Consider the following 26,622-nt stretch of genomic DNA (forward strand, 5'->3'; position numbering starts at 1 on the left):
ACGCGGGAAGGCCCCACAAGGGGCCTTCCCGCCGCAGCGCGCACCGAAAGAGCGAAAGAGCGCGTCACGTTCTCTTCAGACGCCCGGCCTAGCCGCGGCGCCTCCAGTACAGCAGATACCAGCCGACTATGACCGCAGCGACAACGCCCAGCGCGCCTGCGGCAAGCGCCGCGGGATGGATACCGAAAGCACCCTGCGAAGACTCGTCGCCCTGACCGGTATCGGACTTCGCCAAGCCGGAAAGCGCACCAGAAGACGCGGATTTCGCATCCTTTCCGTCAAGCGCCTTCAGCGCAGCGTCCTTGGCCTCTTCAGCCTTGGCCACGGCATCCCTCGCCTTGCCGTCGGCACCCTGGGCCGCCAAAATGGCGCGGACGGCCTCGGGGACGGTGCCGCCGCCCGAGGAAGGCAGGCCCGAGAAGTTCATCTGGAACGTGCACGCCCAGGTGCGCGAGCGCTCTCCGCCGATGATGGTGGAGGCCAGATCCCCCAGATACACCGAGGCGGTGCAGCTGCGCCTTACCACGGTGTCGGCAGAACTCAGCACGCCAAGATCGATGGTAACGCTGGTAAGGCCACCGTTCTCGGAAGACGAGGACACCACCGGCAGCCCGCTGATGGAGCGCACCTGCATGATCTTGGACTGGATGACAATCGGAACCGTCACGCGGGCGCGTCCCTCGGAGTCGACGCGCAGGGTTGCATTGTCCGCAACCGGGTTCATGGGCGGGAACGACGCGTTGGTGAAGTGCGGCTGCAAGGGCAGACCCGACGTCTCCTTATTCACCCAGATATTGGCAGAAACGGTGTAGGTGCCCGCGGCGATATGGGAAGGGGTCGGCCGGGGCTGCGGCTCGGGAATGGGATCGGGAGAAGGCCCCGGCCCCGGTTCCGGCTCGGGAATGGGGTCGGGGGAAGGTCCCGGCCCCGGCTCGGGGTTCGGATCGGGAACCGAACCGCCACCGAACTGAGGCACACCCGCCTCGGAGGACTCCCACTTCATGCTGTCGTAATCGACCGTCAGCTCGAGAGCCACCTCCCCGGTCGGCGCGAGCTCCTTGTTCAGGGGCACGGCATACAGCAGGCTGTCTTTGAAGCTGTAGGTGTGCGACCCGGATACCTTCGAGTCGGTGAGCCGCGCAATCATCTTGTGGATGCGATCGGACTTCGCCCCGTAGCTGCCGCTGAACCGGCCGCCGCCCGCCGTGGGTTTCACGCGCTCGGTCCGCACGTCGGGCAAATCGGCGCAGGTTCCCAGGCTCTGGGTGGTGAAGATGGGGTTCTTGATGGGCAGCACCAGGTGCCTCTCGCCCGCCGGAGTAACCACCAGCTTCGCATTCATGGACAGCGGATCCTTAGGGATAGCGTCTTTCACTTCAGCCGGATCGTTCTCGTCGATAGTGGGGCCAAAGGGGTTATTGGGGTTGTTGGGGTACACGCTCAGACCCGGGATGAGCGGATTGTACTCACCCGGCATCTTGAGATTGGCCGTGATCGTATAGGTTCCGGGCTTGAACGCGCCGACCTTCAGCACGCCGCCCACATACGCGAACGCATAGTTGGCCGCTGTGCCACCTGAAGGCAGGAGGTCGTAGCTCTTCCCTGCCTCCAGAGCAGAGGGAGCCACCACCCGCGGAGCCACGTAATCGCGGGCGCTTTGCGCCGACTCTCCGTCCACAAAACCCGTCACGTCAACTTTGAGCGCAGGATCCACCCCTACAGCCACCGACTCACCTGCGTACCTTGCTGTCAACTGAGCGGGAGCGATAGACCATGAAACAGTCTTGATGCGGCCCTTCGTTTTATCGGCCCAGGTATATCCCTCTTTCAGCGTAACAACGGTCGTATGCTGCCCAGCATCGACAGCCGTTGCACCCGAAAGCGTCCAAGCTGCGTTTTCCTGCACACCGCGCTGCTCTTTACCGGTGTAGACAAGCCCGGTCGCCACGGAAGGATCGGCAACCGAACCTTTGGGCAAGACAGTGAGAGTGCCCGGCTCGTAATGAGCAAAACGGTAGTTTTTGGCACTGCCGCCCGATACGGAAAGCGGATAGGTTTTACCTGGCTCGAGCGTATCGGCAGTCACCCCACGAGGAAGCGATACCTCAGGTGCCACGTAATCGGCAGAGTTCTCAGCTGTATCGGCCGCCTTGAACCCGGTTACCTCGGCTTCAAGCTTGACCGCATCGCCATAGGTGATGGTGACGTCCTTCGCTTTGGCAACCAACGGTGCCGGAGCGATGGACCACTGTGCCGTGATCACGCGAGCATCACTTAAAGGTGCCGGATTTTCTCCGTACCACGAATCCTTAGAAACAAACCATCCTGTTCTGCCATCATCGAGCACCACGGTCGCCTTATAGGTGCCGGCATCGACCGCCTGCCCCTGGGCAACCACCTTGCTCCCGGTGCGCGCCTTTACGCCCGTCTGAGCAGAACCGGTATACTCCAACCCCGGGTACACGATGGGAAGAGCAGCACGATAAAGCCCCGAGGCATCCCCTATCAACCACAGTTCTCCGCCTACGTACTTCTTGAACTCATAATTACGGGCACTTCCCCCCTGAGGGATGAAATGCGATTGAACGAAGGAATCGGGAACCCATTCAGAAGCCTTCTTTTCGGTCGGCTTTCCCCTCTTCGTCTCGTAAAGCTCTGGAGCAACATAGTCGGCCACCGTCCCATTCTCAGGGCTTTCCCCGTTCACGAAGCCCTCGACCGTTACCCTGAACTCAGGCCAGTCGGCCTTCTTTTGTATATCGGCACGCGACACGGTCTCATTCAGATACTTGGCGACAAGCGGAGCCTTGGCGATGCTCCATTCGAAGCTCCTCGTGCGATCGGTGCTGCCGTCGCTCCATGAAGCGTACCCCGCATCAAGGGTGGCAATCGCAAGGTAGGTTCCCGCATCCCGCGCGGTTGCATTCTGTACCGTGCAACCATGAGTAGCGATAACGCCCGTCTGCGCAAGGCCCGTGTACGCCAGTCCCTCCTTCACCATGGGAACCGCCGCAACGTCGGCAGGGATCACATGGAGCGTAGCATTCTGGTATTCGAACCGGTAGTTATCTGCGCTGCCACCCGAAACCACAATGGGACACGTATCCCCCGCCTTCAGAGACGAGAACTCCACCCCGTCTTTCAGCGCGGCCGCAGGTGCCACGTACCCTGCAGCGTTTCCCGCATTCTCTTCTCCCACAAAACCGGAGACGCTAACCGAAAACGTCGGCTCCTCACCTTCATGCACGTATACATCGGAAACCGTCGCCTTCAACGGGGCGGGCGCGATATTCCAGGTGTACTTTTTTGGCTCCTTGGTCTTATCGGGCCAGTACCCATCGGCGTACCCGAACGTCTCCGAAACACTCAGAAGCGCTTCGTAAGAGCCTACGTTCTTGTGCTCACGCGCATTGAGCGTCAAAAACGGCCCCTTTGAAAAATCATCCCATGGTTGGACGAATATTTTAGTTGACGGAAACGGTGTGCCGTCGGCACGCTTGAGACCGATCTGGTTCTTGCCGTTGTATACGCAATCGAAGGCGACCGGCATACGCCGGGGTGCAAGGGACACATGGCAGAACGCCTGGGTTGTCACCTCGTAGTTCGCAGTGCTCGCATCGGTGCCCGCAAGCTTTCCCACATACTTTTTCGGGGCAAGCTGATCCACCTTGTCGCCTTGGAGCATATCGCCGTAGGCGAGGTATTCCACGCCGTCCCAGGACTCGAACGTTTTCGTTTCAAGCCCGGCAACCGTATCGGGGCCCTCTCCTTCAACGAAACCCTCGTACGAGAATCCGGCGTTCACCGTCTCAGCGCTCGGCATGAGAGCGGCCGTCGCGGATATAGGCTCCTGGCAAGCCACCACCGTCTCGAACTTCTTCACAAGCTTCGCTTTGTGGATCTCCCACGACACCGCGCGCTCGGCGGTGGTGCCGTCGAGCCAGGTGTATCCTGCTTTCGGCTTCAGAGTGGCCTCGTAGCTGCCTGCGTCCCGGGCGAACGCAGTACCGCCTACCACATCCACACGTTCTTCTTCGAACGCGACGCCCTTTTGCTGCTTGCCGTTATACGTTAAATCGTTGGCCACTGGGTCGTTCGCGTACATGTCCTTCACGGTCACCTGGGAAAAATCTACCGTCAGGTTCATGTTCACGTGCCAAGTCTGATCGAGCAGCGTGGGATACTCGGCGCAGTTCGAAAAAACATAGCCGTGACTGCCATCAACCGTGTGCCCGCTGTCTTTGGTGAGCTTCACCGTCACCATGCTTATGCGGCTTTCATACGCAGGTTTGGGTACCGTACCGCCCGGACCGTAGGGCCCGTAGCGTCCTGCGCGCCTTTTCACGCTGAGCACCTCGATGCCGTCGCCGCTGCCGATTTCCTGCAACGTGAACACAGGGTTGCGAATGGGAATAGTGAGCACCAGCGAATCGTCATCGCCCACCGTCAACGTAGCGTTGTTCTTCACATGGAAGATAGGCACCCCGCCGTTTACCTGAGAGGGATCGTTGTCCTCCACGATGGAGACCGGGTTGTTCGGGTTGGTCATGTACGCCTGAATGGAAGTGTTGAACGGATTCTGAGATGCAGGAATGAACACGTTGGCCGTCACCGTGTAGACGCCAGGCGCGTACTGGCCCAGCTTCACCGGCTCGTTCGGGTTATCAGCATCGTAGCGCGCACCCGCCGACGCGCTTTCCATCAATCGCAGGCTGTGCGCACGAGCGCTCTCGGAAGCATCCTCGGCTTCGTCTTCCGACTTGTCGGAAGACCGATCGCTATCAGGTTTTTTCGTTTGAGGACTTTCGGATGGAATGAGAGCCGTCTCCCCTTCCACCTTGTCCGCAGCCGATGTCCCGGAGTTACCCCTCGAGTCTCTTCCCGCAAAATCGCTCGGATTAGCAGGGTTGTGCTTATCGACGCCCGCTGCACCTTCATCTACCGAGTCAACAGAACCCGAAGCGGAGGGATCGGACTGAGCCGACCCCTCCGATTTCAACTCTTCCGCTGACGAAGAGTCCTCGATCGATGATGGGTACTGAACGGCGCTCGAAGCCACCCCCGATACCGAACCTGCAGCATCATGGGCAAACGCCGGCGCGGGAACAAGCGAGGCAACCAACGTCGCCGCACAGGCTATAGAAAGAACCTTGCGCAGAATCGCGCTCTTCGCCAGCGTTTTCATTACGCGCGCACCGCCGTCGAGAAGTCGACCGTCAACGTTGCGGTCCAATACAGATAACCCGGAACGAGCAGACTCATCGGAAACGGCGGGTTCTTATAAGCGGCGTACTCCTCGCATGCACCCAGTTCGTACGTTCCATTCGTGTCAGCGAGGTTGAACGTGATCTCAGTAATGCGCGTGAGGGAGTTTCCTTTCGTATCATTGTATTCCGCCGTTTTCGTCTTCGTTCCGGCAATCGAAGCTGCCGATCCGTTCTCGGCGGAGATCAGCATGAAGCACTCGTTGATCAGCGGCACGGTCACCGTCGCCACGCCGCCAACAACCGTCATCTGGGCGTTAAGCTCCGTGTTTGGAAACTCGGGTATTCCGTTCCCGTCATTGGGGTCGGTCGGATTAGTGAAGTACGCATTCTTCTTGATGAGCACCAGGTTCTTGCTGATAAACAAATTCGCGTTCACCTTGTAGGTGCCGTCAGCCAGATTACCCGCCGCATACGCTCGGGGCAGAGCGAAGGCGCCTTCGGCATCGAGAGCTGCAGGCACCGCACTGGCGACCGCCACCGCAGCGGTGGTGCCGCCGACCAGCTTCAGAAAATCGCGACGGGAAACGGAGCGTTGCTGTTGAGACATGACGATCCCCTTTCGTGTTCAGCGTCTAATCAAGTTAATTAGACACAGCTAACAAACGCTTCCTTTGTATCATGGCGGAAAAACCCGCGTTGTTGCCACGATCACATCCCAGCGATTTTTTTAAAAAAAATTTTCAGTTCTTTTGTCAGGTTCCCTTAGCTGCCGCCGTTTCCCCGAACCGAAACTGCCTATTCCATAAAAAACGGGCGCTGACTTGCGTCAACGCCCGAAATCGAACATATTTTCCGCCCTGCAGGCCTTATCGGCTCGATAGTCGCAGCTGGTTCGTCAGCGGCGGCATCGTCGCTCGAGCAACCGTTGTGCGAAACTAGCTCAGCGGTGCGTGCGTATTGGCCTTTGCGTCGGCCAGGATGCGATCTCCTTCGGCCTTGGTCACCCAACCAGACGGCATCGAGACGCCTTCATGCTGATGGCAACCCGTGCACATCATCACGCTCGCACGGTGGCCCTTGTGGCACTCTCCGCATTCGACCTTCAGGTTCTCATGATGCTGGGCATGAGGGTTGAAGTCCATCCACGACGTGGATTCTTCAAGCTTCTTGCGATCAACCAGCCCGTCAGAGCCGCGCAGATACGAATGGCACCCCGAGTTCACGCAGAACTGCGTTCCCTCGGTTCCCTCCCAAGCCGTCAGCTGACCGAGCGTGGGCTCGGTTTGGGGGAACTCGTACCCGCCCGTGGTCTGCTGAACCGCTTCGCTTATCTGCTGCTTGATCACGGGATGATGGCAGGCCATGCAGCGAATCTCGGGCTTGCCCGTCGCGTTGGTCTCGCGATGGCGCGTCGAAAGCAAAGCCGTGGTGTCGGACACGGCGTTGCCGTACTTGTCAACTCCGGCAACACCTTCTTCCTGAAGGTAGGTTTCCAGGTACGGGTCCATATTGTGGCAGATGGAAGCGCAGAATCCCGGAGTTTCGTGCCATTCCCAAAACCCGATGCCCACTGCGGCAACCAGCACGGCGGCTATACCGACGATCGCAAGCCGGCGGCCTCTGGGCGCCTTCTTCCGGGGAGAGGCAGCCTCGGCAGCCTCTCCCGTTTCGATCTTGTTCTCAACCATGTCGATTACCTCCGATTACCGCTGATCGTGTTTCGCGTAGTACTCTTCGGAAGTTTCCTCGAACTTATAGTCTTTCTCCGGATCGTATTCGCTGACGAACTTATCGGGCGACGACTCCTCGCCCAGAATCTTGTCGCCCTCGTCCAAAAGCGCCTCGGACTTAGCCAGAACCTCGTCGAACAGAGCCGGGTTATGGCAGCCGTTGGAGTTCTCGGCATAGGCGGAGTTCCAATAGAACGTAGACTCACGCTGAATGATGCGCAGACGGTCGAGCTGCTCGTCGGTGAGCGCGCCGGCCTTGACGGCCTTCACGAAATTCTGGACGAAGCTGGCGTTGCGCATACCGTTTTGATGGATGGCGTCGTCGTACTTCTCCATGATGGTCTTCATCTCGGACTTGATATCCGCATGGCACTTGGAGCAATCGTTCTTGATCAGCTCTTCGTTCTGAAGCGGGCTGGTCCAGTAGTGGCTATGGTAGGCCTCGCCATCGGCGTTGGTCTTGACGGCCATGTGGCAATCGGCGCAGTCGTAACCCAGTTGAACCATGTGGTTGCCCATGCCGCCGTTGGTGTACTCGAACTCGGAGTGGCGCACCGCGATCATCTTGGCGCCCGTCTCCGGATAGGTCCAGTCAACGTAGCCGTGCTCGTCGTACCACTTCAAAGCGTTCTCGGGCGTCATGGTGGTCACGTCGTCGTAGGGGCTGGTGGGTTCACCGGTAACCGCGTCCATCGAGTAGTCGCAGTGGCACTGGCCGCACACTTCGCTGGACAGGTGGCGCTTGCCGGCGTTATCGCCCAGGGCACGCTTCCAGTCGGCACGCTCGATGCGCAGAGCGGAGGGGTTCTCGTTCTCGTGGCACATCGCGCACGTGATGCCGTCCTCGCACTGCTCGGCGGCCTCGAAGAAGTTCGACTTCCATGCCGACTCGCCCTGTTGGGCCACCATCTCGTGGATGTCGGGCGTCTTGCAGGCCAGGCACTGGGCTTTGGTCTTCTCGCCCACGCGACCGTTATGGGTCACGGTGTACATTGAATCGGTATGCCCGCCCGCATCATAGAAGAACTTGGCGTAACCGTACCCTTTTCCAAGCGTGACCATCTCGGGGCACCTGGTATTGCGGTTGCCGTCCTCTTCGGGCCACTCGTTCTTCTCGTTCTCGTAATACGAAGCGTACTGATCGGGATACTGATCTTTCCACGCCTCGGTTCCGATAAGACCGAACTTGTTCTTCTGATCGACCGGCACCGCCGTGGGCGCCTTGCCCACGGGAGTCGGGTTCCCTTCATTGGCCTTCGGAGCGCATCCCATAACGCCGACGACAACCATCACCGCAACGAATGCTGCAACGGTGATTTGGAGCTTCATGCTCCTTTTCCTGCTTCCCATCATTGCTCCCCCCATTCAGCAGATGTAAGGACGCTTTCATTCTACTGAACTGGAGAACCTATTAATATTGACAGGTGTATACGATTAAACGATAGATCAGCAATAGGTTTTAACAGGTTATCTGTAAAACAGTTATTTTAGTAATCTATTCTATCGAATATATCTTTACAGACTATATTTTATACTGTATCCGAATTCTTAGCATTCCGTTCGATTCCAAGCGCTTCAATCGACGCATCATCTTGCTGCCGGCCCAAAAAACAATCGAACATTTTTAAAAACCTTCTTGACCCCCGCTGACATTCTGCTAAAGTATCCCTTGCACGTTTTCGGGGCCTTAGCTCAGCTGGGAGAGCGCATGGCTGGCAGCCATGAGGTCAGGGGTTCGATCCCCCTAGGCTCCACCATCATAAAGAGCGTCGGGGTATATTTCACTTGATGCTTATATATAGATCCGAGAGTCATACCGATCGGCTTTCGAATACGAGGGAACACTGATCCAAGTCAGTGTTCTTTTTTTACTGAAACTCTCTTGTTCTCACGCACCTTTATGAGCCGACGTCATTGCTGCGCGGCGATTTACCCTATACTACCTACCATCAGCCTTCCCGCGCGAGTACGCAGCGATCCTCGCCAAGCTCAAATGGCCTCTGCTGACAATAACAACGGTGTTCAGCCTGACGATCCCCTATCACACGATAGCAGTGCTGCTAACGGCCCAGTAAATAAGCAAAAGTTGAGTACACGGACAATCGCAAACTTCAGAAGGGACGCTTTCGGGCGTCCCTTCTGAAGTGTTCTTCCTTTTGCGCGCTTGAGCGCCTTTGAACGGAAAGGCTCGCTCTACGCACGTTCTACCGTAAAGCGAGCCTTCGCATACGCCCCAAACGCTATCAATAAAAAACCTCCGGTTCCGCAACCTATGCGGATGTAACCGAAGGATAGAACACGGCACGATCGAACACCGATGAGATGGTATCGGTTCCTCCGCCGAACGGAACGTCGAAGAAATCGAATACTGAAGAAACCAGCTCGCTGCAATCGACGTAGTGCCCCTTCTCGTTCAGCTTCGACGTATCCTGAACGCGCCAGTAACTGTCGTTCACGTCAGTGAGGTAGTAGCTTGAGCCATCGACATCCATGTACACAGAATGCTTCGCGAGCAGGTACGTCGACAGCTCCTCGAATGATACGTCAAGAGCATCTCCGGCTTTCATTCCCATTGCGACTCCTTTCCGAACACAGCTATCCAACCTGAGGTCATAATAGCAAGAACGAAGGATATTCACACTACCCTATCGTGAAAGCCGGGCGGTCGTCTGACGCTTCGATGCGGCGACGTACGAAATCCCCGAAAGAAAGCTCGACGTCGCTGTAAAACACGTAATGCTCGCTGGCACGGTTCGCAACGTTGCAGGGTTCCAGCCTCGAAAGAGGGAGCACCTCGTCAAGGGAAAGCTTGCGCTCCACGAACGGCAGACCCCCATCTGCAGGAACCATCAGCCCGAGGTCGCTCACGGTACACGAGAACGAAGGTTTGCGCGGCGTGATCACTTCAAGCCGGTCGCCTTCGAAGAAACGGTTCTGACACAGCGCCGTCACGCGCCATGCTCCCGCCCGCTTCCCTTCGTGCACGAATTCGGAACGCTCGATCGTCGCGACATGCAGGCACTCTTTCACGTATCCGTCGCGATACGCGCTTTGATTCGGCCGTCCAAAATAAAACCCCGTTCCATAGGGACGATGGGATATGGTGAACAGTTCTCGCTCGGCCTCCCCGGCATCGCCCCCATCAAGAGCGCGACGGTACGCCCCTACAACAGTGGCCACATAGAACGCACGCTTGTTCCTTCCCTCGATCTTCAGAGAATCGACTCCGATCGATCTGAGCTCATCGAGATGCCGGACCATGCACAGATCTTCGGCGTTCATGATATAGCTGCCGCGTACGTCCTCTTCGATCGGAAAATACTCGCCCGGGCGCTTTTCTTCTACCAACGCATAACTCCACCGACATGACTGCGCGCACGCCCCCTTGTTGCCCGAACGGCCCGTCATAGCCGAGCTGAGCAGACATCGTCCCGAATAGGCCATGCACATGGCTCCGTGAACGAACACCTCGATCTCGAGGCTGCGCGGTGCTTTCGCGCGCATATCCGCGATCTGCTCCATGCTCATCTCCCGCGCACACACGATCCGCTTCGCTCCGAGGGAGTGCCATAAAGAGGCGGCTTCCGCGTTGGAAACGCTTGCCTGAGTGCTGATATGCAGGTCAACTTGGGGTGCATGGCGCTGCGCAACCGCAAAGGCGCCCATATCCCCCACGATGAACGCGTCGGAGCCCGCCGCCGCCAAAGCCTCGCAGTACGCGGGCAGTCCATCGAGGTCGCGATCGTTCATAAGGGTGTTGAGGGTGATGTACACCTTCGCGCCCGCCTGGTGCGCCCTTCTCACTGCAGCCGGAATATCGTCTAAAGGGAAGTTGTCGGCACGCGCACGCATACCGTACCGATCCGCAGCCAAAAACACGGCATCGGCTCCGAAACGAAGGGCGGCGTCAAGCTGGGACGGCCCGCCCGCGGGCGCCAGCAGCTCCGGCATGAAACGATCGGGCGAACCCGCAGAAGCCTTCTTTGAATCGAAGTCGCTATGCACGGGAAACGCGCGCGCCCTGAGGAGTGTCTTCGATCGTGAAGCCAAGCGACGACATGCGATCGCGAACGGCATCGGCAACGGCCCAGTTCCTCTCGGCACGGGCGGCGGCACGGGCGGCTATCAGCGCATCGGCGGCATCGGCACCATCGTGTCCCTCGAAGCCCGCGATCTCGCGGGCAAGTTCGATAAGCTCGACAGGGTATTCCTCGGCAGAGCCCGCTGCGTCCGATTCAAGCGCTCGATCCATGTCGATGCCCAAAACCCCCATGATCTCTTTCAGGATACCGATGAGGCGTTCAGCCGCAACCGCATCGAGTGAACTGAGGGCGCAACCGTCCAGAAGCGAGTTCACATCGGAGCAGTAATCGAAAACGGCACTGAGAGCCTTGCTGGTATTGAAGTCATCGTCCATCGCCGCCAGGAAGTTGAACCTGAAGCCGCGCATAAGATCCTCGACGTGCCCCTCGTCGAGAACCGAACGGTCTGCCGAGGCGTTCTCGCACGACCACTGGGCGTTTCTCACCGTGGTCTTGATGCGCGCGAAGGCAACCGCCGCTTCCTCCAGGCGCTCTTCGGAGAAATCGAGAGACGAGCGGTAATGGGTTTGAAGCATGAGGAAACGCAGGTTCCAGGGATCCACCGTTTTCAGCACGTCGCGCAACAGTTTGAAATTACCCAGCGACTTGCTCATCTTCTCGGAGTTCACCTGCAACATGCCCGCATGCATCCAGTAATTGGCGAAATCGCTGCCCGTGGCGGCCATCGCCTGCGCGCGCTCGTTCTCATGGTGAGGAAAGATGAGGTCGCAGCCGCCACCGTGGATATCGAAGGGATAGCCCAGGTATTTCTTCGACATGGCCGTGCATTCCAAATGCCAGCCAGGACGCCCCTGCCCCCAGGGAGACTCCCATGAAGGCTCGCCCGGCTTGGCGGCCTTCCATACCGCGAAATCCTGGGCATCGCGCTTGCGATCGGCGATGCCCTCGGTACGCAGCTCGCGGTGCCCGGCCTCCATGTCGTCCAGGTTGCGCCCCGAAAGTCCGCCGTATGCGGGAAGCGCCCGCACGCTGAAATACACGTCTCCATCCACTTCGTATGCGTAACCCTTATCGATAAGAGCTACGACCAGCTGGATCATCTCGGGGATTTCCTGCGTTGCCTTGGGCCTGATGGTGGGATCGAGAACATTGATGGCCCTCATGTCCTCGATGAACGCCTCGGTATATTCGGCAGCCACCTCAGAGGCCATGCGTCCCTCTTCATGAGCGCGCGCGATGATCTTGTCGTCGACATCGGTGATGTTGGAAACGTAGATCACCTCGAAGCCGCGCCATTGCAGGTATCGGCGCACTACGTCGAAGCTTATGAACGTGCGGGCGTTTCCGATATGAACGTAGTTGTACACAGTCGGACCGCATACGTACATCTTGATGCGACCGAATTCGCTTGCCTCAAAATCGCGCTTCGCACGACTCTCGCTATCGTAAATCTTGATCATGGTATCCCCGAATCCTCGCGTGGACGAACACGCGCAACAAATAGGCGAACAGGGGAAATTCTAGCATAGCGCTGCCGCCTAAGAGCTTGAAGCCATGTGCAGAGCGCAAAAAGCGGGACGGTCGAAGCGACCGTCCCGCAGGTAGAACCATTCGGTTCGAAAGCAAAACCACACGCGGTGGCAACCTCTTTCAATCGGCTTTCAGTAAGCCGAAAGAAGGCCCCTAGTCCACCGTGATGACCGTGCCGGTCTTGCCCTCGATGGCGTCCTTGGCCTTCTCGAGCGAGGTGACGATGGCCTTGCCGGAGGGGCAGTCGGCCAGGTACTCGAGGCAGGCCTGGACCTTGGGCAGCATCGAGCCGGGGGCGAACTGGCCCTCCTCGATGTAGCGCTCGGCGTCGGCGACCGACATGCGGTCGAGCTCCTCCTGGTCGGGCTTGTTGAAGTTGANCCGGCGCGCTTCATGTCCTTGAAGTTCTTCGAGAGCTTGAGCAGGTACTCGATCTCCTCGGTGGTGAAGTCGAGCAGGCGGACGAAGCTGCGGCCGCTGAGGTTGACGCCCATGGTGGTTCCTTTCTCTAAATACAAGGTATTGCTTTACCTTTTGCTCACGCACGTAACGTGCGGTTCGCACCTGATTGAACGGTCCGCCGTGCGGACCTTGCCGGAAATGCTCGAGGTTACAGGGCCTCGCGCCACAGCGGCATGCTCATGCAACGCGGGCCTCCGCGTCCACGGGACACCTCTGCACTGGGGATCTCGATAAGATCGAGCCCCTTCTTGTACAGGAGGTCGTTGGTGACGTTGTTGCGCTGGTACACCACGATCGAGCCGGGAGCGATGCACAGCGTGTTGCTGCCGTCGTTCCACTGTTCGCGCTCGGCGGCGATGCGGTCTCCCGCGCCGCACTGAAGCAGCTCGACGGGCTGACCCACGTAGTGGGAAAGGATCTCTTCGAGGCTGGAATCGTTGCGGTTGACGCGAACGCCGCCCTTCCCGTCGGGGGTAAGCTCGTAGACCGTAAGGGGCCCGAGAATGCCGGGATGGATGGTGAACTTGTCATGGTCGATCTGGGTGAACACCGTATCGAGATGCATGAATGCGCGGGTGTTCGGGATATCGAACGCCAAGACGGTGTCGATGGTGCTGGTCTCGTCGCCGAACACGTTATGGGCCAGTTCGTCGATAGCGGCGGCACACGTGCGCTGGGAGATTCCGATTGCCAGGACGTGATCGTTGATGTTGAGGATGTCGCCGCCCTCGATGGAGAAGTGGCTCGCACGATCGTAATACACGGGCGTGCCGACCAGATCGGGATGCTTCTCGAAGATGTACTTGCCGTACAGCGTCTCGCGGTTGCGCGTGACGGAGTACATGCGGTTGATGCTGACGCCGTTGCCGATCATGGCGAAGGGATCGCGCGTGAAGTAGAGGTTCGGCATCGGATCGACCAGCATGCTGGTGGGATCTGCCACGTAGTCGGCCAGGCTGGCATGGCGATCGTACTCGATCTCGGCCAGCGTGATACCGGTCATGGTCTTCTCAACCAGAGCCTTGGGGTCTTTGTACTCGCTGTTGAGGAAGTCCGCAATGATCTTGCGCCACGCGGGGACGTAGATACCCGCCTCGGTAGCCCACTCGTCGATGAACTGGGCGCGAACCTCGGGATCGGCCACAACGTCGGCCATGAGATCCTCAAGATACACGACCTCGGTACCGCGATCGCGCATGGCCTGGGCAAAGGCGTCGTGTTCTTTCTGAGCGACCTCCAAGAAGGGGATATCGTCGAACAGCAGACGCTCGAGCGTATCCGGGGTGAGGTTGAGCAGCTCGTTGCCGGGACGGTGAAGAAGGACCTTCTTCAGGCTTCCGATCTCGCTCTTTACATTCACTTTGAACATACGTACCCTTTCTCTTAGATTGAATCAAACCGAAAAAGGAATCTCTGTTTCGCGTCGATTTCAGCAAACAACGCCGACCAACGCGAACATCTCAGATGAACTATCGCATCTTTGGATTTAAATTACAAGTCGAAAAATGCAGCAAATGCCTGATTTGATGAAATTTTTCTAAAAAAATAATTATTGTCCCCAGCTGCCCTCGTTCGACTTTTTCTTAAGTCATCCCTTCCCCTTTGCAGCTTCAACGATCTCAATTCAACTATTGTAACTGGTGTTTTAATAAGTTATATCAAACTAATCATTTTAGTATTATTTGATTTAATTTTTTTAAAGTCAGTTTGAACCGTTTGCAACAAAATGCATTGTGTTGTATTTTTATGCATAATTTAAAACAAAGATCCCTTAAGACACCGCATAAAGCGCAAGCAAAAATCTCTCATTTATCTTATAGTGTGTACAGTCTTGTTGCATAGTCGGAGCGCCAAGAGCGTTTGTCTTGCTAGTTGATCCAAGGCAAGGGCTCTCTGCCTTCGGCAAGAAGGGAGGTCTCCCATGAGCTCTACCCCATCGCCCGAAGATCTAGTTGAAATCAGCGATCACGAGAAGCACAAGACTCTCAAGCGAGTCGCTGTTTCATCCTTTTTGGGCAACTTCATCGAGTGGTTCGACTACGCCAGCTATTCGTATCTGGCAACCGTCATCGCGGTGGTGTTTTTCCCCAGCGAAGACAAAACCGTCGCCACCATGAGCGCGTTCGCCGTGTTCGCGCTCGCATTCCTCGTCCGACCCATTGGAGCGGTCTTCTGGGGAAACATGGGCGACAAGAAAGGCAGGAAGTGGGCTCTGTCCACATCGATCCTGCTTATGAGCGGAGCAACGTTCCTCATCGGCTGCCTTCCGGGATATTCGACGCTGGGCGTCGGCGCCGTCATCTTGCTCCTGCTGCTCCGTATGGTGCAGAGCTTCTCCGCATCGGGGGAATACGCGGGAGCGGCCACCTTCCTGGCCGAGTACGCCCCCAAGAACCATCGAGGGTTCTACTGCTCGTTCGTTCCGGCATCGACTGCATGCGGCCTTCTGATTGGCTCCCTGTTCGTCACCTTCATGTTCAACGTCTGGGGATCCGATTCGTCCTTCGTGACCGACTGGGGTTGGCGCATCCCCTTCCTCTTTGCCCTGCCGCTGGGCTACATCACTCACTACATCCGCAACCATCTCGAGGACTCGCCCGTATACGTGAAGATGCGCAAGGCCCTCGAAAAGGGAAACCGCGAGACGGAAGCCACGCCCGTGCGCTCCCTGCTTAAGAACTACCGCCGTCAAACCATCCTGGCATTCGGCGCCTGCGTGCTCAACGCGGTAGGTTTCTATACGGTGCTCACCTACCTGCCCAACTATCTTGAAGTGACCATCGGCTACGATCCGGCATCCGCCTCGGTCATCACCACCATCGCGCTGGTTGCCTACATCGGATTCATCTTCCTATCCGGCCTCATCTCCGACCGCGTCGGACGCAAGAAGATGCTTATCGGAGCCTGCCTGGGATTCATCGTCTTCACCGTGCCCGCCTTCCATCTGCTGGCCACCAAGGACTTCACCACCATCCTGTTCGTCGAATTGGTGATGTGCCTGATCCTGACGATCAACGACGGCACGCTTTCCAGCTATCTGACCGAAACCTTCCCCACCAAAATCAGGTACTCGGGATTCGCGTTCAGCTTCAACCTGGCGAATGCCCTGTTCGGCGGTTCGGCTTCGTACATTTCCTTCCAGCTTATCAAGATGACGGGAGACAACTTCGCACCCGGCTACTATATGGTCGCCCTCGCCCTCATCGCTTTGGTCGCCATGTTCTTGTCCCACGAGCAAACCGGCAAGGATCTAAGCGAAGTGTAAAAGCGTCGCCCACGCAACTATATGCAGAAAGCCCCCCTGCCCTTGCAGGGGGGCTTTCTTGTTGGAGGAACCCGAACTGGGACGAAGCGCCAAGACGGCGCTCAGAAGACGAGAAGGCGAAAGCTACCCGCATCAGAAAAGACCCCGACTAAACCCGCCAGTAATAAACTGGGAATTTCAACCATCTTAAAACCCTCTATCTACTTGGTATCTTAGCTTTAACTAACTTTTATTGGAAAAGATGACCGATTATGTATGCACCCGCTAAATAACGGGTTGCAGAGCCTTTCTACAGCGCCTTTACCCTCATGACCCCCACCCTCGGCGCACCCTTTCTGATTTTTAAGTTTCAATCGATATAAAAATTGAAAATTAGTTGAATTTTTTCCTTGAATATACAGAATAAAAAGCATAGTATGCATACCATAAGCGAAGCGGCAAGTTTGATCGAAGATGCAGATAGCGAGCCGAACCAGTTCGTTTTCTCCGTCCCTCACGATCTCTAGACTTTCCCAAGGCTTATGTCGTTTTGTGTGGTCAAGAGGGGAACAAGAGGTTCCCCCCAACGAAAGGAGATCTACATGGCAAAGATCGTCAGCTCCTGGAACGACTGGGACCCCCTGAAGCGCGTCATCGTTGGTCGCTGCGACAACTCGATGATCCCGCCCGAGGAGCCCGCCACCTCTGAGAAGGTGCCCGTTGACTCTGAGATGCGCGGCATGTGGGGCCTGCGTCCCCTCGCCACCGTCGAGCGCGGCAACGAGTGCCTCGAGAACCTCGTCAAGATCCTCGAGGATCACGGCGTTGTTGTCGACCGCCCCACCCCGCTGCAGTGGAACCAGGCCATCGGTACGCCTGACTTCCGCAACGACTCCATGATGACCTGCATGCCTCCCCGTGACATCCTGCTCACGGTCGGCAACGAGATCATGGCTTCCGCTAACTCCTTCCGCTGCCGCTACTTCGAGTACCTCGCGTACTGGCCGCTGATGAAGCAGTACTTCGATGAGGATCCCGAGTTCAAGTGGACCCAGGCTCCCCGTCCTCGCCTGACCGACGCTTCCTACAAGCACAACTACTATGACGAGAAGATCTCCCTCGAGGATCGTCTCGTCCGCACGGCCAACAAGGACTTCGTGACCACCGAAGTCGAGCCGATGTGGGATGCCGCCGACGTTATGCGCATGGGCAAGGACCTCTTCATCCAGCACGGTCTGACCACCAACCGTACCGCCATGGAGTGGTTCCAGCGCTACTATCCCGAGTTCCGCGTCCACGCCGTCAACTTCCCCGGCGACCCCTATCCCATCCACATCGACGCCACCTTCGTGCCGCTGCGTCCGGGCCTGATCATCAACAACCCGCAGCGTCACCTGCCCGAAGAGCAGCGCGCTATCTTCGAGGCCAACGACTGGCAGATCGTCGACGCAGCGAAGCCCGCTCACACCGAGCCTCCCGCGCTCTGCTACAGCTCTGTCTGGCTGTCCATGAACTGCCTGGTTCTCGACCCGAAGACGGTTATCGTCGAGGCTTCCGAGGTCTATCAGCAGGAGCAGATGGACAAGCTCGGCATGAACGTCATCCCCTGCGACCTGCGCGACGCGTATCCGTTCGGCGGCGGCCTGCACTGCTCCACCGCTGACGTCTATCGCGAGGGCACCTGCGAGGATTACTTCCCGAACAGGGTTGCCGATCCCACGCTGATCCACCCGGAGATGTGGGACTAATCTCGCACCGAGGGTTCTGCGAATCACTCGCTGATTCCGGATAGTTTTGAAAAGGAGGCCTGGTTTTCTTCGATGGAAGCTGGGTCTCCTTTTTCTTCGCACTTTTCACGTTTGATTTCAATAAATCTGGGGGTAAACGATCCCTTTAAGGGGATATCTGTCTTAAAAAGGAGGGTTATAATGGCTGATAATGTTACGGAGACCACCGTATCGCCCGAGGCTTCTTCGTCGGGGAGCGGCGAATACCAGATGGATCGCCGCTGGGGCACCATCGCGATGCTCATTTCCGCTACCGGCATGGGCCTCGTTCCCCTGTTTAGCCGCATGGGTACGCGCACCGAGTTCCTTGACGGCAAGATGGGCCTGAACGCCGGCGACAGCGTGGGCGCCCTGATGGCTACCGGTCGCATGAGCATGGGCATCCTGTTCTTCGTGATCCTAATGTTCGCCACGCATAAAACCGGCGTGTTCAAGAAGCTCAAGCTTACTCCCGCTATCGCGCTGGGCGGCGTGATGATCGGCCTGTCCCTTGCCTGCTACGTCACTTCTACCCTGTTGACGTCGGTTGCAAACGCCGTTCTCTTCATCTACACCGGACCGGTCTTCTGCGTGCTTATGGCACGTATCTTCAGAAAAGAGCCGATGTCGGGTCTGCAGTGGATCTGCCTGTTCGTCGTGTTCTTCGGCATGCTGTTCGCAGAAGGTCTCGTCGGTTTCTCCGATGGCGGCTTCATGGTCGACTTCAGCCTGGAAACCTCCACGCCCGAGTTCCCGCAGAAGGGCCTGGGCGATATCTTCGGCTTGCTGTCCGGCGTGTTCTACGGTTCCAGCATGTTCTTCAACGGCTACCGTAAGGATGCCGACACCACCGCTCGCGGCGTTTGGAACTTCATCTTCGCTGCCCTGGCGGCAGGCTCTCTGACCTTCGTCCTCAACACCTTGGGCACCTCCGGTGCCGTTCCTCCCAACTGGGCGCTCGACCTGCATCTGACCACCGCTAACTGGATCGGTGCGGTGCTGCTGTGGATCATCTGCGGTCCCGTCGCTCTGGGCTTCCTGCTGGTTGCCGGCCGCAACCTCCCTGCAGCGGACTACTCCACCATCGCTTACTGGGAAGTTCCCGTCGCGCTGTTCATCGGCCTGGTGATCTTCTCCGAGCCGTTCACCATCAACTCCGCGATCGGTACGGTTCTCATCGTCGGCGCTGGCGCGATCCCCGCTATCAAGGGTATGCGTGCAGCTCATAAGGAAGCGAAGCTGAACGCCGCTGCTGCCAAGTAAGGTACGCAATCGCTGCTTTTATGCAGAACCACACCTAAAAATGTAATAAGAAGGGCGCTGGCAAGGGCGCCCTTCTTTATGCATCGGAACAACTATTAACCTGCTTTTATGTTAGAATTCCCTCCAGTGGCCGTAAGCGCTCACTGGTTTTTATTTTTTATATCAATGCACAATCAATGTTGGATACGAGGTTCGGGAGCATCCTATGAAAAAAAGCATCCACCGCCACGATGTCATCCGTGACATCGTTCGACGAGAAGCAATCCACACCCAACGCGATCTCGTATCCAAGCTTCAAGAGCTCGGATACGAGTGCACCCAGGCTACCGTTTCGCGCGATATCGCCAATATCGGCCTTCTGAAGTCGCAAGACGGTCTGTACGTCCTGCCCGAGGACATGCGGCTCTACCACATGCTCTCCGAGATCGCCGGCGAGATCCACGTTGCAGGCCACAGCGTAGTGGTTCGCACCAACCCCGGCATCGCATCGGGCGTAGCCGATGCGATCGACAACGTGCATATCGAAGGACTTCTGGGAACCGTTGCAGGCGATAACACCATCCTCATCATCGCCCGCACCCCCGAGGATGCCAAATTCGTCAAGCAACGCCTCTTGGAACTCAAACGCCACTTCAAGCGCATCTGACACAGAAGAAGCGGGCTTTCAAGCCCGCTTCCTTTTTACCCTCGAACCCGAAACGAAACCAACTTCAAGTTTTTACATCACAGATCTATATCGATGCTAATCTGCGAACCCTCAGCTTGCCTGAGCACCCGGTTCTCCGACAGCTTCTCTGCGAACCCTCCGATAGGGTGCATGTCGTTGATATAGCTTTCCTTCGTGCGATGGATGACCGTACCCACGCCGGAAGACGTGAGCAGTTCGATAAGCAGCGCATGCGGAGTGGTTCCATTGATGATATGAGCACGCAAAACGCCGCTGTCGATAGCGGCGACGCAGCTTTTCAGCTTGGGGATCATGCCGGACGAAATGCGCTTCTCATCGATGATGCGATGCGCTTCATCGCGCGTGATGTTCGAGATAAGAGACGTCTTATCCTCGAAATTCGTATAAAGGCCGTCCACATCGGTAAGATAGATGAGCTTATGGGCCCCTATGGCACCCGCAATCGCGCTTGCCGCAACGTCAGCGTTGATGTTGAAGTATCCGCCGTCTTCACCCAAAGCCACGCCGGCGATAACGGGAATGAAATCGTTTTCGATGATGGCGTTGAGGTATTCGGTGTTGACCGCCGTGATGTGACCGACGCGACCCAGCTCTTCGCATACCTGATCGGCGATAAGCGTGCCCCCGTCGCACCCGGATACGCCAACCGCCAAATTGCCGTGACGGTTGATCTCGCGCACGAGGTTCTGGTTAACCGTCCCCACCATCACCGAGCGAACGATGTCCATGGCCGCAGGGGTGGTGACGCGCTGTCCGTCCTTGAACTCCACCGGGATCTCGGCGCGCTCCATGGCAGCGCTGATGTCCTTCCCGCCGCCATGCACGATGACCAGGTTGATACCGATGATCTTCAACAACACAACATCGCTCATAACCTGGGAGCACAGTGCCGGATCGTTCATGGCCGATCCACCGTACTTGATGACGATGGTCTTACCGGTAGCCTCTTTGATCCAAGGAAGCGCATCGGCGAGCACTTCGCCGAAAACGGGAAGGCTTCCACGGCTTTGCGTATCTCGAGCGAGCTTCATAGACAGTCCACCTCGTTGGTTGTCGGATCGCGTACGACGCTTCGAGGCTCCCGCTCAACGAGCTTACGCCCGTATCGAACGACCCGCACCCAGCGCACGCAATTGACCGGAGAGCCACCGCCTCGCTGAAAAGCAGATCGGAAAGAAAACCCGAAGCGTACAACACCTCTGTGATTATAACCGTTTCATTACCCATCACCGCTGCGAAGACGTTTTGCACAGCAAGGCGACCGCCGTTGCGGATATCCCTTCTCCGCGGCCCTCGAAACCCAGATGTTCAGTAGTGGTGGCCTTGACCCCGACGCTTTCAACCGGGATACCCATCGCTTTGGCGAGATTTTCCCGCATGGCCTCTCGATGCGGCGACATCTTGGGGGCCTGAGCCGCGATAACGGAATCGACATCGAGGATCTCGTATCCGCACTGGCGCACGTAGCGGGCGACGCCGGCAAGCAGGACCATCGAATCGGCTCCTTTGTAGGCGGGATCGGTATCGGGAAAGAGCTTTCCCACATCCCCGCCGCGCACGCCGCCCAAAAGCGCATCGCTCACCGCGTGGGCCAGCACATCGGCGTCCGAATGCCCCAGCAGACCCTTCTCGAAAGGTATATCGACGCCGCCGATAATGCACTTCCGACCTTCAACCAGCGCATGAACATCCATTCCCTGACCGATGCGCAGGCAACCGAAATCGGACATGCTCACCCCCTCATCCCGAACAGACGCATAACCGCCGCACTAAGCAGCTCGTAGTCTTCGGGAACAGTGAGCTTGATATTGTCGCGCGTCCCCTCTACCACAAGGATATGCCCGCCCAGCCGCTCGATAAGGGATGAATCGTCGGTTCCCACGAACCCCTCCGAGAGCGCTGCGGAATGGGCGCGACGATAGATTCCCGTACGGAAAACCTGCGGGGTCTGAGCGTTCCAGAACACCGTGCGATCGGGAGTTCCCACAATAACGCCGTTCTCCACGATCTTGAGCGTATCCACCGACGGGTGGGCCACCACGGCCCCATCGCAGTCGATATTGCCCTTCACCGTGGCTATGGTGTGCTCGATGAGGTCGGGAGTGACAAGGGGTCGCGCGCCATCGTGCAGCACAACGTACTCGAAATCGTCGGGAACGAACTCGAGCCCGGAAAACGCGCTTTCCTGCCGCGTGGCACCCGCAGGCGCGATAACGATGGGTGTGACGAATGGAAACGGATCGATGGCGCGATGCAAGTACTCGTCGATGCGATCCTGCGGACACACCACCACGATAAGCCCGATATCCCCCACCGCATCGAACGATTCCGCCGACCAGGTAAGAACCGGCTTGCCGGCTATTTCGATGAGCTGCTTGCCGCCTATCTGACCGAACCGCTCGCCCGTTCCCCCCGCCAGGATGATCGCAGCCGTTCGGGGATTCTTATCCATCTTCCCTTCGAGACCCGACATGGCCTCGGTAAACAGGTCGCTTTGCAGACCCGAGGAAACGATGTGCGGCTCGCGAAGCCCCTGCGGCGCATAAACCGGATCGACCGTGTTCGCCATATCAGCCTCTTTTTCTCATGCAGTGAAAACCAGCCGCAAACGACCGGTCTCCGATAAAACAACTACGTCAGGGATTATCTCACAATACCGGCCGGCCGCGACGCCGACCGACGCTCGCCCCTGAAACGAAAGCGGAGGTCGAAACCTTCGGAATCGACCTCCGCTGAAAACCAGGCGTCCGCCCGCCGCGCGTTCCAACCAATCGGGAAAAGCGGACTGTTCGCCTTGCGACGCCGCAACGCGCGCCTGGGGCTTAGTCGGCCGCGCCGCCCGAAAGCAGGCCGCCCGACGGAACACCGGCGTTGCCCAGATTGTAGCCCTTCAGCATCGTTTCGGCTTCCCGCGCGATGCTGTCGCGCTTGCGAGGCTGGGGGATCTCTCCGGTACCGCGCGTGAATACCAGCTTGCCGTCTTTCGCGTCGACTTCCACGATATCGCCCGCCGTCCAGGCGCCCTCGAGTATCTCTTCGGAAAGACGGTCTTCCAGCATGCGCTGGATGGCGCGACGCAAAGGACGTGCTCCGAACGCCTTGTCCACGCCCTCCTTGGCAACAACCCTGCATGCCTCGTCGCTGAGGTTGATTGACATTCCCTGGGCGATCATACGCTCACGCAGGTCGTCGACCATGAGGCGAACGATACGGGCGATCTGGTCTTCGGTAAGCGACTTGAAGACGATGATCTCGTCCAAACGGTTCAGGAACTCGGGCCTGAACAGCTTTTTAAGCTCGCTCATAACACGGCCCTGAATCTCTTTGTCCGACAGGCCCGCACCCTCGTCGGCACTGAATCCAAGGGTCTGGGTGGCGGCGATCTCGCGGGCACCCACATTCGACGTCATGATAATAACGGTGTTGCGGAAATCGACCGTGCGCCCCTGTCCATCGGTCAGGCGGCCTTCTTCGAGAATCTGGAGCAAGATGTTGAATACGTCGGGATGCGCCTTCTCTATCTCGTCGAACAGCAAAACCGAATACGGGCGCTGGCGCACCGCCGCAGTAAGCTGGCCGCCTTCGTCGTACCCCACGTAACCCGGAGGCGAGCCCACCAGGCGCGACACCGTGTGCTTCTCCATGTACTCGGACATATCGAAACTCAGCAGCGCATCTTCGCTGTTGAACAGGAACTCGGCCAGCGTCTTGGCCAATTCGGTCTTTCCCACGCCCGACGGGCCCAAAAAGATGAACGAACCGCTGGGGCGCTTGGGATCCTTCAGACCCGCGCGGCTGCGGCGAATAGCCTTCGAAAGCGCCGTAACCGCCTCGTCCTGGCCGATCACGCGTTCGTGCAGCACCGATTCCATGCGCAAGAGCTTCTCGGTCTCGGCTTCGGTGAGATTCGATACGGGCACGCCGGTGGATTGGGAAACGACATCGGCGATGTCTTCGACCGTGACTTCCTGCACGGTCTTGGCCGACTCGTCCTCCCATTTCTGCTGCGCCTCATCGCGCTTCTGCTTGATCTGGCCTTCTTCGTCGCGCAGCCGGGCCGCTTCCTCGAAGTCCTGAGCCGCGATGGCCTCTTCCTTGCGCGCCTTTACCGAACGCAGCTCTTCGTCAAGCTGGTGCAGCTCGGGAGGAAGCGTCATATTGCGAATGCGCATCCGCGCACCGGCCTCGTCGAGCACGTCGATGGCCTTGTCGGGAAGGAAGCGATCCTGGATGTATCGGTTCGACAGCTTCACCGCGGCATGCAGCGATTCGTCGGTGAAACGCACGCGATGATGCGCCTCGTAACGATCGCGCAACCCCTCCATGATGCGGATAGCCTGCTCTTCGTTGGGTTCGCCCACCGTAAGGGGCTGGAAGCGGCGGTTGAGCGCCGAATCCTTCTCGAAGTGCTTGCGGTACTCGTCGATGGTGGTGGCGCCGATCACCTGAATCTCGCCACGAGACAGGGGAGGTTTCAGAATAGCCGCCGCATCGATGGAGCCCTCCGCCGACCCTGCCCCGATAAGCGTATGGATCTCGTCGATGAACAAGATGATATCGCCCGCATCGGCGACCTCGCGAACTACCTTCTTCAGGCGCTCTTCGAACTCGCCACGGTATTTCGACCCTGCCACGAGCGCCGAGAGGTCGAGCGTCACCACGCGTCTGTCGCGCAGGATGTCGGGCACCTGGTTCGACACGATCAGCTGGGCCAAGCCCTCGACCACCGCGGTTTTGCCCACACCGGGCTCGCCGATGAGCAGCGGGTTGTTCTTCTGGCGGCGCGACAGCGTCTGCATGATGCGCTCGATCTCTCCAGCGCGACCGATAACCGGATCGAGTTTTCCCTCACGCGCCTTCTTGGTAAGGTCGGTGCCGAACTCCTTCAACGGAGAATCGCCCCTCTGGGGGTCTTGAGTAAAGGGGTTGCGACCCGCATACACCGGGCTTTGTCCCACCAGGTCGTTCAGAGCGCCGCGGATATCGTCGCCCGAGACGTTCAGACGCGACAAGACGCTAAGCGCCGTGCCCTCGCCCTCGCGCACGATGCCCAAAAGCAAATGCTCGGTGGAAATGTAGCTCTGGCCCATCTGCATGGCTTCGCGCAGCGCGTTTTCCAGAACCCGCTTGACCCGGGGCGTGAACGAAAGGTGCCCCGACACATCGGCATCTGCATCGATGGTGACCACCTGGCGAATTCCCTGGACCACCGCTTCATGCTGCACGTTCAGACGTTGAAGCGCCTGTGCGGCCAAACCGTCTTTTTCCTGTATGAGTCCCAAAAGAAGGTGCTCGGTACCCACATAGGGCTGATGAAGGACACGCGCCTCGTCCTGGGCGAGGACGAGAACCTTGCGCGCCTTGTCGGTGAATTTCTCGAATGACACAGGCAACCTGCCTTTCTGTCGTTTCAGGTTTCTGCAATCCTAGCACTCTTCATTTTTGAGTGCCAATTCGACACCTTCCCGACACCGGAGAACAAGGCAAAACCACAGTGATCGGTTCGAATGCGAATAGGTTGGGCACGCCCTGGAAACGGCAGACGCCGAATCGAAGGAAAACCACTTCGATTCGGCGCGAAAAAGGCTTTACCGCCCGAAGCCAACAACAGGGACAGTGTTGCCTGGTGTTACTTCTCGGGTTTGGCTTGAGGATACAGAGCGTCGAAGTCTTTCTTGTACTTGTTTATGCCGTCTGAATCGTTTTGAGCAACGATGATGCCGTCGATCTCCGCACTATGCGCTTTGGGATTTCCGTACGACAGGGCAACATTCAATGCCTCATGCATCACATCGACCCTCTGATACAGATCGTCGTACAGCTTTTGGATATCCGTCCAATTTTGATAATACTTCGAGGTAGAGGGTACCGATAGGCCGGCGATCGTCTTCTGTGCATCGGAAATATCGCTTCTGACTTTCGATGCATCGCTTCGGACCGCACTGCGACCGCTCGATGAGCTTGAATAGATAGTATCGGTGTACCGAGATGCGAGAGCCTTCACCTTCGCATCGAAATCTCTCGCCTGGTCATAAGCGTTCAGAAGCTTCTGGTAGAGGGAATCGTCTTTCGCATCGCTTGCCGAAGCGCTGTCTGCAAGGGGCTTTCTCTCCTCAACCGGTTGCTCTTTATCGGCGTTTTCGCCTTCCCCTTCCTGGTCGTCGACCACCTTGATCTCAGATGCGCCATCGGCTTCGGGAGCCTGGTGATGATCAAGCGCAAAAAACCAGACAGCGCCGAAGCAGGCTGCAACAAGAAAAACCGCTGCAACGATAATGACAACCAGCCTCTTCTTGTTCAAAGAAGATCCTTCGCCGGATCGGCTATCGCTGCGCCCCTCGCGTGCAAGCCCGCCTTCCCCCGATGGCAGAACGACGGGAATGACGCGCGTGGATTCGGAATCGAGAGGGTTCTGCGCGGCGAAGGCCGGACCTGCGTCCTGCAGATGCGGTTCCAGAAGAACTTCGGTGTCTCCATGGACTGAAACACCGTCAGTGCCGGCCTCTTCTTCGGCGCATTCCGCAACCGGCAGAACCGCAGCTCCACATGAACCGCAAAAAGCAGCTTCGGGATCGAGCTCTTCCGAACAAACCGCACAGCGCACCTGGACACCGCACTGAGGACAGAACGCATCCTCTTGGCTTACCTGGGTTCCGCACTTATAGCACCACACGATACGTATCCTCCTC

General features: G+C 57.8%; 17 protein-coding genes, 1 tRNA gene and 2 pseudogenes. 5 read left to right on the forward strand and 15 right to left on the reverse strand.

From position 1 onward, the window contains the following. Window positions 1-88: 88 nt before the first annotated feature. The 4 genes from EIH26_RS08385 to EIH26_RS07445 form a co-directional block, all read right to left on the reverse strand. Entirely contained in the window at window positions 89-5,185 is a 5,097-nt protein-coding gene (locus tag EIH26_RS08385; RefSeq protein WP_164471022.1) for an MBG domain-containing protein, read from the reverse strand. Next, window positions 5,185-5,814: a twin-arginine translocation signal domain-containing protein gene (locus tag EIH26_RS07435; RefSeq protein ID WP_124061569.1), complete on the reverse strand. Its 630-nt coding sequence runs from the start codon at window positions 5,812-5,814 to the stop codon at window positions 5,185-5,187. The genes EIH26_RS08385 and EIH26_RS07435 overlap by 1 nt, the downstream gene beginning before the upstream one ends. 328 nt (window positions 5,815-6,142) lie before the next feature. Further along, the gene (locus tag EIH26_RS07440; RefSeq protein WP_124061570.1) at window positions 6,143-6,895 is read right to left on the reverse strand and encodes a cytochrome c3 family protein; all 753 of its coding nucleotides are present in this window, start codon (window positions 6,893-6,895) and stop codon (window positions 6,143-6,145) included. A gap of 15 nt (window positions 6,896-6,910) precedes the next feature. Next, window positions 6,911-8,266: an ammonia-forming cytochrome c nitrite reductase subunit c552 gene (locus tag EIH26_RS07445; RefSeq protein WP_124061571.1), complete on the reverse strand. Its 1,356-nt coding sequence runs from the start codon at window positions 8,264-8,266 to the stop codon at window positions 6,911-6,913. Window positions 8,267-8,618: 352 nt separating this feature from the next. Between EIH26_RS07445 and EIH26_RS07450 the strand changes: the two genes are divergently transcribed. After that, a tRNA-Ala gene (locus tag EIH26_RS07450) sits at window positions 8,619-8,694 on the forward strand. Window positions 8,695-9,207: 513 nt separating this feature from the next. On the opposite strand, the gene EIH26_RS07455 is transcribed toward EIH26_RS07450, so the two are convergent. From EIH26_RS07455 to EIH26_RS07480, 6 genes and pseudogenes are all read right to left on the reverse strand, one after another. Beyond that, window positions 9,208-9,510: a CDP-alcohol phosphatidyltransferase gene (locus EIH26_RS07455; protein ID WP_124061572.1), complete on the reverse strand. Its 303-nt coding sequence runs from the start codon at window positions 9,508-9,510 to the stop codon at window positions 9,208-9,210. A 67-nt stretch (window positions 9,511-9,577) separates the two neighbouring features. Next, window positions 9,578-10,942 carry a U32 family peptidase gene (locus EIH26_RS07460; RefSeq protein WP_241152811.1) on the reverse strand — a complete coding sequence of 455 codons (1,365 nt, stop codon included), beginning with the start codon at window positions 10,940-10,942 and terminating at the stop codon, window positions 9,578-9,580. Then, window positions 10,935-12,440: a cysteine--tRNA ligase gene (gene cysS / locus EIH26_RS07465; RefSeq protein ID WP_124061573.1), complete on the reverse strand. Its 1,506-nt coding sequence runs from the start codon at window positions 12,438-12,440 to the stop codon at window positions 10,935-10,937. The genes EIH26_RS07460 and cysS overlap by 8 nt, the downstream gene beginning before the upstream one ends. A 223-nt stretch (window positions 12,441-12,663) precedes the next feature. Further along, window positions 12,664-12,888, reverse strand: a pseudogene (locus EIH26_RS07470) (carbamate kinase); the annotation flags it as partial. Between the two features lie 8 nt (window positions 12,889-12,896). After that, window positions 12,897-13,004 (reverse strand): annotated as a pseudogene (locus tag EIH26_RS08710) (ornithine carbamoyltransferase); the annotation flags it as partial. Window positions 13,005-13,120: 116 nt separating this feature from the next. Next, window positions 13,121-14,341: an arginine deiminase gene (locus EIH26_RS07480; RefSeq protein WP_124061574.1), complete on the reverse strand. Its 1,221-nt coding sequence runs from the start codon at window positions 14,339-14,341 to the stop codon at window positions 13,121-13,123. A gap of 552 nt (window positions 14,342-14,893) precedes the next feature. On the opposite strand from EIH26_RS07480, the gene EIH26_RS07485 reads away from it, so the two are divergent. The 4 genes from EIH26_RS07485 (at window position 14,894) to EIH26_RS07500 (ending at window position 19,891) form a co-directional block, all read left to right on the forward strand. Further along, a complete protein-coding gene (locus EIH26_RS07485) occupies window positions 14,894-16,237 on the forward strand; it encodes an MFS transporter (protein WP_124061575.1) in 1,344 nt (447 codons plus the stop codon). A gap of 581 nt (window positions 16,238-16,818) precedes the next feature. Next, on the forward strand, window positions 16,819-17,964 hold the full coding sequence (locus EIH26_RS07490; RefSeq protein ID WP_124061576.1) for a serine/threonine protein kinase: 1,146 nt from the start codon (window positions 16,819-16,821) through the stop codon (window positions 17,962-17,964). 180 nt (window positions 17,965-18,144) lie between these two features. Further along, a complete protein-coding gene (locus EIH26_RS07495) occupies window positions 18,145-19,245 on the forward strand; it encodes a DMT family transporter (protein WP_124061577.1) in 1,101 nt (366 codons plus the stop codon). 205 nt (window positions 19,246-19,450) lie between these two features. After that, on the forward strand, window positions 19,451-19,891 hold the full coding sequence (locus EIH26_RS07500; protein WP_124061578.1) for an arginine repressor: 441 nt from the start codon (window positions 19,451-19,453) through the stop codon (window positions 19,889-19,891). A gap of 77 nt (window positions 19,892-19,968) precedes the next feature. On the opposite strand, the gene argB is transcribed toward EIH26_RS07500, so the two are convergent. The 5 genes from argB to EIH26_RS07525 all read right to left on the reverse strand — a co-directional run bounded on the left by argB (window position 19,969) and on the right by EIH26_RS07525 (window position 26,606). Further along, a complete protein-coding gene (argB, locus tag EIH26_RS07505; RefSeq protein ID WP_124061579.1) occupies window positions 19,969-20,964 on the reverse strand; it encodes an acetylglutamate kinase in 996 nt (331 codons plus the stop codon). 195 nt (window positions 20,965-21,159) lie between these two features. Next, a complete protein-coding gene (ispF, locus tag EIH26_RS07510; RefSeq protein ID WP_124061580.1) occupies window positions 21,160-21,663 on the reverse strand; it encodes a 2-C-methyl-D-erythritol 2,4-cyclodiphosphate synthase in 504 nt (167 codons plus the stop codon). A gap of 2 nt (window positions 21,664-21,665) precedes the next feature. Then, the gene (gene ispD, locus EIH26_RS07515; protein WP_124061581.1) at window positions 21,666-22,502 is read right to left on the reverse strand and encodes a 2-C-methyl-D-erythritol 4-phosphate cytidylyltransferase; all 837 of its coding nucleotides are present in this window, start codon (window positions 22,500-22,502) and stop codon (window positions 21,666-21,668) included. Between the two features lie 253 nt (window positions 22,503-22,755). After that, window positions 22,756-25,320 (reverse strand): ATP-dependent Clp protease ATP-binding subunit, encoded by a 2,565-nt coding sequence (locus EIH26_RS07520; RefSeq protein WP_124061582.1) that lies wholly within the window; start codon window positions 25,318-25,320, stop codon window positions 22,756-22,758. Window positions 25,321-25,562: 242 nt separating this feature from the next. Next, window positions 25,563-26,606 carry a zinc ribbon domain-containing protein gene (locus tag EIH26_RS07525; RefSeq protein WP_164471023.1) on the reverse strand — a complete coding sequence of 348 codons (1,044 nt, stop codon included), beginning with the start codon at window positions 26,604-26,606 and terminating at the stop codon, window positions 25,563-25,565. Window positions 26,607-26,622: the final 16 nt, after the last annotated feature.

It is taken from the genome of Gordonibacter sp. Marseille-P4307, assembly GCF_900604965.1.
Classification (GTDB): Bacteria; Actinomycetota; Coriobacteriia; order Coriobacteriales; family Eggerthellaceae; genus Berryella.

Bases quoted from the DNA above. Each gene is read 5' to 3' on its own strand.
- EIH26_RS08385 (WP_164471022.1), bottom strand. From the start codon at position 5,185: ATGAAAACGCTGGCGAAGAGCGCGATTCTGCGCAAGGTTCTTTCTATA.
- EIH26_RS07435 (WP_124061569.1), bottom strand. From the start codon at position 5,814: ATGTCTCAACAGCAACGCTCCGTTTCCCGTCGCGATTTTCTGAAGCTG.
- EIH26_RS07440 (WP_124061570.1), bottom strand. From the start codon at position 6,895: ATGGTTGAGAACAAGATCGAAACGGGAGAGGCTGCCGAGGCTGCCTCT.
- EIH26_RS07445 (WP_124061571.1), bottom strand. From the start codon at position 8,266: ATGAAGCTCCAAATCACCGTTGCAGCATTCGTTGCGGTGATGGTTGTC.
- EIH26_RS07455 (WP_124061572.1), bottom strand. From the start codon at position 9,510: ATGGGAATGAAAGCCGGAGATGCTCTTGACGTATCATTCGAGGAGCTG.
- cysS (WP_124061573.1), bottom strand. From the start codon at position 12,440: ATGATCAAGATTTACGATAGCGAGAGTCGTGCGAAGCGCGATTTTGAG.
- EIH26_RS07480 (WP_124061574.1), bottom strand. From the start codon at position 14,341: ATGTTCAAAGTGAATGTAAAGAGCGAGATCGGAAGCCTGAAGAAGGTC.
- EIH26_RS07485 (WP_124061575.1), top strand. From the start codon at position 14,894: ATGAGCTCTACCCCATCGCCCGAAGATCTAGTTGAAATCAGCGATCAC.
- EIH26_RS07490 (WP_124061576.1), top strand. From the start codon at position 16,819: ATGGCAAAGATCGTCAGCTCCTGGAACGACTGGGACCCCCTGAAGCGC.
- EIH26_RS07495 (WP_124061577.1), top strand. From the start codon at position 18,145: ATGGCTGATAATGTTACGGAGACCACCGTATCGCCCGAGGCTTCTTCG.
- EIH26_RS07500 (WP_124061578.1), top strand. From the start codon at position 19,451: ATGAAAAAAAGCATCCACCGCCACGATGTCATCCGTGACATCGTTCGA.
- argB (WP_124061579.1), bottom strand. From the start codon at position 20,964: ATGAAGCTCGCTCGAGATACGCAAAGCCGTGGAAGCCTTCCCGTTTTC.
- ispF (WP_124061580.1), bottom strand. From the start codon at position 21,663: ATGTCCGATTTCGGTTGCCTGCGCATCGGTCAGGGAATGGATGTTCAT.
- ispD (WP_124061581.1), bottom strand. From the start codon at position 22,502: ATGGCGAACACGGTCGATCCGGTTTATGCGCCGCAGGGGCTTCGCGAG.